Source organism: Microcystis sp. M31BS1 (genome assembly GCF_020245285.1).
GTDB classification, from domain to species: Bacteria; Cyanobacteriota; Cyanobacteriia; order Cyanobacteriales; family Microcystaceae; genus Microcystis; species Microcystis panniformis.
The window spans coordinates 1-6,308 of the sequence record NZ_JADBVE010000097.1 but is presented as its reverse complement, the minus strand read 5'-3'; the positions used below and the strand labels follow the sequence as shown (position 1 = coordinate 6,308).

At 41.0% G+C, this 6,308-nt stretch carries 6 protein-coding genes and 1 pseudogene; 4 read left to right on the top strand and 3 right to left on the bottom strand.

Going from position 1 to position 6,308, the window contains the following annotated elements; genetic code table 11:
- The coding region (locus IM509_RS05775) for an ATP-binding protein (RefSeq protein ID WP_287716686.1) at nucleotides 1-733 on the bottom strand (733 nt) is incomplete at its 3' end.
- A 475-nt stretch (nucleotides 734-1,208) separates the two neighbouring features.
- Between IM509_RS05775 and IM509_RS05770 the strand changes: the two genes are divergently transcribed.
- A complete protein-coding gene (locus IM509_RS05770; protein ID WP_052278011.1) occupies nucleotides 1,209-2,462 on the top strand; it encodes a competence/damage-inducible protein A in 1,254 nt (417 codons plus the stop codon).
- A gap of 196 nt (nucleotides 2,463-2,658) precedes the next feature.
- Complete coding sequence (locus IM509_RS05765) at nucleotides 2,659-2,790, top strand: hypothetical protein (protein WP_002768233.1); 132 nt, start codon at nucleotides 2,659-2,661, stop codon at nucleotides 2,788-2,790.
- A gap of 83 nt (nucleotides 2,791-2,873) precedes the next feature.
- On the opposite strand, the gene IM509_RS05760 is transcribed toward IM509_RS05765, so the two are convergent.
- A complete protein-coding gene (locus tag IM509_RS05760; RefSeq protein ID WP_052278010.1) occupies nucleotides 2,874-4,469 on the bottom strand; it encodes an Hsp70 family protein in 1,596 nt (531 codons plus the stop codon).
- 191 nt (nucleotides 4,470-4,660) lie between these two features.
- Between IM509_RS05760 and IM509_RS05755 the strand changes: the two genes are divergently transcribed.
- Both IM509_RS05755 and IM509_RS05750 read left to right on the top strand, forming a co-directional pair.
- On the top strand, nucleotides 4,661-5,260 hold the full coding sequence (locus IM509_RS05755) for a Uma2 family endonuclease (protein WP_052278009.1): 600 nt from the start codon (nucleotides 4,661-4,663) through the stop codon (nucleotides 5,258-5,260).
- Between the two features lie 99 nt (nucleotides 5,261-5,359).
- Nucleotides 5,360-5,827 carry a DUF29 domain-containing protein gene (locus tag IM509_RS05750; protein WP_002757365.1) on the top strand — a complete coding sequence of 156 codons (468 nt, stop codon included), beginning with the start codon at nucleotides 5,360-5,362 and terminating at the stop codon, nucleotides 5,825-5,827.
- Nucleotides 5,828-5,904: 77 nt separating this feature from the next.
- Here the strand turns inward: IM509_RS05750 and IM509_RS05745 are convergent.
- Nucleotides 5,905-6,189 (bottom strand): annotated as a pseudogene (locus tag IM509_RS05745) (Uma2 family endonuclease); the annotation flags it as partial.
- Nucleotides 6,190-6,308 lie beyond the last annotated feature (119 nt).

Genomic DNA, 6,308 nt, shown 5'->3' with positions numbered 1-6,308 from the left:
GGGTTAAATCATAAGCTGTTTCTATTGCTTCTGGTGTAAAAATTTGTCCTGCTGCTGCTGTATGTTGTTGATATAATTCTCCCACTTCTGCAAGATTAAAATTTCGCATAGTCAGAGAAGCAACTTTTATATTAAAAGGACTAGATGTATTTAATCTATCACTACCTCCCGATGCTACTTTATAATCTCGCACATCTCGCAAACCAATTAATCCTACTGATGAGGGAAAATTTTCTGGACGATTGGGAAAACCATCTCTTAACTGTCGTAAAACTGATATTAATGTTTGGTCTTGTAAAGAGTCAATTTCATCTATAAATAATACTATGGGACGATTTATCGCTTTTGACCAATCTGATAAAAAAGCCTTGATTCTGCTTCCTGCTTCTTCCTGTTGCCATTCTTTTACAGGTGGTTGCAATTCTTTAGGTAAACGAATATTTATTGTATTATACCATGCCCCTAAAATTGCCAATTCTGCGGCACTAGGATCATGATTAAATGCACTTCCTACTTCCACTGATACCATGACTGCGGCATAATTTCCTCTATCGGTAAGTTGTTTTGCTAGGGATAACATAGCGGTGGTTTTCCCTGTTTGTCGTGGTGCGTGTAGGACAAAGTAACTATGCTGTTGAATTAGCTCCTCTAAATCTGGTAATCGCACTGTGGGAGAGAGCATATAGTGGATATCGTCTTTACAGGGACCGGCAATATTAAACCAGCGAGTCATAAGTAGTCATGCAAAATTAATTACCTGCCCGATCGAGCTAAAACCCTTACGGGGCAATGATCGTCATGTGTAAATAATTTTGCCTAGGTACTTAGAATTTTATTATTTAGTGGACATTTCAATTTTAGATGATTTTGGTGGGGTTTGTGATGGCAGGAAGGAAGAGGTGATGCTCGGTCATACTTTGTTATGCTTGATTATGATCAATTATTGTTATATAAGGGAATAATACGCTGATTTTACGTTTGCTCATAGGTAGTGATTTTATTGTCGTGTAATCAGATATGGGCTGTTCAGCAACAAATTGGCATTTAATATACAAGACTTTGATTCTTGATAGCTTACTGGTATAATACTGGAGCGCACTGGTATTGTTAACTTCCAGTACCATCGTTACCGAAACCCGATCGCACTGTGGTGACAGGAGATCAGTTGATGATCAAAATTGAAAATCTTAAGCTAATTGTCAAAAATTATGGCCGCTGAAATTATTTGTGTAGGAACGGAATTATTATTAGGGGATATAGTTAATACTAACGCCCAATATTTAGCCCTAGAATTGGCAAAATTAGGCATTCCCCATTATTATCAAACGGTGGTGGGAGATAATGTAGAAAGACTGAAAAAAGCGATCGCTATTGCCCGAGAACGTTCTTCAATTTTAATTTTTACCGGGGGACTCGGACCTACTCCCGACGATTTAACCACAGAAACAATCGCCGATTTTTTCCAAACGCCTCTCAGGGAAGATCAGGAGATTTTAGCAGAAATCGAGGCTAAATTTACGAGTTTAGGGCGAGAAATGCCTCCTAGTAACAGTAAACAGGCTTTAATACCCATAGGAGCCGATTTTTTGCCAAATCCGACGGGAACCGCCCCTGGCCTGATCTGGCAACCACAGACTAACGTGACTATTCTCACTTTCCCCGGAGTACCCTCAGAAATGAAGAGAATGTGGGTAGAAACGGCGATTCCTTACCTAGAAAGTCAAGGATGGGGCAAAGAGAGGATTTATAGTCGTTCTCTCAAATTTCGCGGTATTGGTGAGTCAGCTTTAGCGGAAAAAGTTGCCCATTTATTCGCTCTGACTAATCCCACCGTTGCCCCCTATGCTGGTTTAGGCGAAGTGCGTTTGCGAATTGCGACGAAAGCCCCTTCTTTACAGGCTGCTTTGCAGGTAATTGAACCGGTAGCGACGGAAATTAAGGAAATCGCCGGATTAGATTATTTTGGGGCTGATGATGATACTTTACCCGCGGTGGTGGGGGAACTTTTGCGGCGGCAAAAACAAACTTTGAGTGTGGCAGAATCCTGTACTGGAGGGGGATTAGGGGAAATTATCACCCAAATCGCCGGCAGTTCCGATTATTTTTGGGGTGGGGTTATTTCCTACGATAATCGGGTAAAAGTTGCCCTCTTAGACGTAAATGAGCAGGATTTAAATAATGTCGGGGCTGTCAGTGCCATTGTTGCCCAACAGATGGCCCTAGGCGTGCAAAAACGCCTCACTACCGATTGGGGGATCAGTATCACGGGTATTGCCGGACCGGGAGGAGGCAGTGAGACGAAACCTGTGGGCCTAGTTTATATCGGTTTAGCCAGTCCTGAAGGAAAAGTGACTGTATCTGAGCATCGTTTCGGAGAAAATCGAGATCGCTTGACCATTCGCCAGATTAGTGCCTATACCGCCCTTGATCGCCTACGCCGGAATTTATTAATAATGTCTTAAAAAAGAATTGCCAAGAATATATACTCAGACTAAAAAGTTATGTTAAGCTTAATATAAATACAAGATATAGATTCCCCCGCTCGTCAGATTGAACAGCTAAACGATGAAAATCAGTTAAAATTCTCTAGAATAAAGCTGTTGCGGGGATCAATCGACGAAAACTCATAGCTAGTATCTCAAAGGAGCCATTTGGTCAATGGACTATTTAGATGAAGTGATAGAAAAATTGAGAGAATGGGCGCGCAAACTGATCGACAGTGTTTTTGGTCCGGAACCCGAACCCGAACCCGAACTAATCCCGATCCCCGTGCGCGATCACAGTCGATAAAGCCACCAGTAAAACAGAATATTGCGATAATATCAGTGCAAACTTACCATGAGTCTGCACTTGATTTTTAGGTGAAGCTAAGTCTAGCTTAATTTGGTGACTATTTGATTATTTAGTAACAATTCTTGACTGAGTAAATCTTCCACATTAATCCGCAGAAAACACTGATCATCAATCCAGAACTGCACTTTAATGCGATCTTTACCCCGGAAACCTAAAGGAGCGAGTTGAGCGATGGATCTTGCTCCCTCGCGATCATTTAAGGGTTGGACGCTAGTTTCTCCATTACTCAGGGAACGAGTAATTAATTTATCACCATCAAAATAAACCTCCATTGCTCCACTTTCTGTGCCTAATTCGCCGATAATTAACTCAATGCTAGGCTGATTGTCCACAGAAACACCTAGGACTAATTCCACGGGTTTTTCCATGGGATAGGGTTGTCCAGAGTTAATAATTGGATGCCAAGCGTGGGCATTTTTGCGACGATTCCAGTAACGAATGCCGTAGCTATGATAGAGAAAATCTTTGACTTGATAACCTTGGGCTAATTGTAACGCTCCCAAAGCGATCGCTTCAAAGGGTCGATCCTCTTTAATTTTACTACTATCAAAATACTGTCGCACCCAATCTTTTACCGCCGGAATTTGTACAGTTCCCCCAACTAATAACACCGCATCGATGTCGCTAACTTCAATTCCATTGCGTCTTCCCTGTTGCAAAACTCCCGTCATTAAATCATCTAATTGATTAAAAAAGTTTTGTTTTTGGAGAATATCGGTCAATTGTTCTCGATCTAAACTTAACTCGTAACTCTCGAAATTTTCCTCATCAAAATATACCTCCTCGGCGGTTAATTGGGAAGAAAGTTTAATTTTTAATCTTTCTGCTAGACGAGTAGTCAGGGAAGTTTTCGCTAAAGATTGCTTTTGGGCAAAATAATCGACAATCCAATCGTCGATATCTGACCCCCCTAAATTTGTCCCCGCCTTGGCTAAAACCCTCGCTAGTTTAGTTTTTTGGGCGGAATTATTGCCTAAAAGTTTTTCTCCCCACTTGAGAATAAAACCTTGATTTTTTTGAGGATTATCTAAATCTAATTGTACCAAAGAAAGATCGAGGGTGCCACCGCCAAAATCTACCACTAAAATCACTTGCTCACCCGTGGTTCCATAACCTAAAGCGGCGGCCGTGGGTTCATCAATTAGTCGAATTTGTTCGATTTCCCACCCCTGACAAACATTACTTAACCAATTGCGGTAACTTTCAAAACTATCGACGGGGACGGTTAAAACTAGAGATTGGGGGGTTTCCAGGGTGGTGTTTTTTAAGTTGTCGATGATGCTATCAAGAAACCATTGACCAACCCCCTCGAAACTGAGGACAGTTTCCTCTAATTCCGGTAAAAATCCTTGAATTTTTGCGCCGATACCTCGTTTAAAGCGACGAAAAAAACGCGGGTCTCGATCGATATCTAAACCCCGATCGCGCACTGCTTGACCGGCAATTACTTGCAGAGGATTGGCCGATTTAATATAGAGTAAACTGGGAATTAGGGGGGGATTGTCGGCTATTTGTTGGGATAACTCCGATAATTTGACGGTTTCGGCCCTATTTGTCGCCCCATTCCAACGAGTAATGACGGTATTACTGGTTCCGAAATCAATAGCGTAGAACACGATCGATAGTTTTTAGGTAAATTTAGTTAATTATTGGCTATTGTAACCTGTTATTTAGTGAAACCGCCCGATCGAGGTGGAAGTTTCCCAAAAAAATCGGGAATTTGTTCAGCGCAAGCTCAAGAATTCTGAGCAAAAACTTGACAAATAATCTTTAATAGTATATATGAGTTGCACCTGATCAAAGGATTATGTTAGCAGTTACTACCTCACCCGAAACCCTCTCCTTAGAAATTCCTAGCGCGATCGCTCTCTCTATCACCCTTGAACAGTTTGAAGCCCTTGCTGCGGTCAACCGTGACTTAAAATTAGAACGTACAGCCCAAGGAGAATTAATCGTGAATCCCCCGACAGGTGGCGAATCAGGACAGCGAAATTTTCGTATAACAGGACAATTGTTTCGCTGGTGCGAAGAAAATGAAGCTTTAGGGGTCGGGTTTGACTCTTCCACCGGATTTATACTACCAAATGGGGCGATTCGTTCTCCTGATCTATCTTGGGTGAGTCGAGAACGCTGGGAATCTTTAACTCCTAAGCAGAAAAAGGGATTTATTCCCCTCTGCCCCGATTTTGTGGTGGAATTGCGGTCTGAATCCGATAGTCTTGACAAATTACAGAAAAAACTGCTCGAATATAGGGAAAATGGCGCAAGGTTAGGCTGGTTAATCGATCCCCAGAATCGGCAAGTTGAAATTTATCGTCAGGGAAAGGAGGTAGAAATATTAGAAAATCCCACTGATTTGTCGGGGGAAGATGTTTTACCCAATTTTAGCTTAAATTTAAAGCTCTGATGTTTAAAGGGGTCATCCTGCGATATTTTGCCAATCTTTTTGAGATCAGGGAGTCGCTTCTAAATTATCTAAGAATTCCTTTTTCTAGGTCATCATCAAATGAGCATCGAAAAGTCTTTAGTTTCCTCAGGTAAAAGTCTTTATCAAGAAGATTTCTACCGATGGTTACAAGAAACCGCTAATTTACTCAAAGAACATCGTTTTGAAAAATTAGACTTAGAAAATTTGATCGAAGAAATTGAAACGATGGGAAGGAGTGAAAAACGAGAACTAGAAAGTCGCTTAACCGTCATTGCCGAACATTTGCTTAAATTGACTTACTGGCTAACTGAAAAAGAAGCAAATGCTCAAGGGTGGCGCAGCACAATTGTTGAACAACGCCGACAAGTTCAACGCTTATTAAAAGAGAGTCCAAGTCTGAGAAGATTGATTCCTGAAATCTGGATAGATTGTTACCAAGCAGCCAGAGAAGATACTGTAAGAAAGTATCTTCTCTCTGCTGATTTATTCCCGATTGAATCACCCTTCACCCTTGCAGAAATCCTTGATTCTGACTATCTTCCTTAAAAATGAAGTTTGGTATTTTATCGATGAAGACAATGCCCAACAAAGCAAAGCGTTAAACGGCAATCACTACCTCTGATTTACCAAATCAAAGTAAGATTTAAACTAAATTCTGGCAGAATACTTTCCCCCGATAAACTCTCTGGATTAGTTAAAATTTCTACTGCCTGTCCTTGACGATAAATTTCTACTTCTCTCGTTTTTCTATTGATTAACCAACCTAAACGAGTCCCATTATCTAAATATTCCTGCATTTTTTTCCTAGTAGTTTCTAGGCTATCACTAGGAGACATTAATTCAATGACAAAATCGGGAGATAGAGGTAAAAATCTTTCCTTTTGTTGCAGGGTAATCGCGCGTCGTTTTGTATAGATGGTAACAGACAAAAATCCCTAACTGTTAATTTGGTGACGACGAACTGGCCTGAGTTAATCTGAGAGGAAGTGAAAAATCCTGTATTTTAGTGGTTGAGTATGGCAGAAGG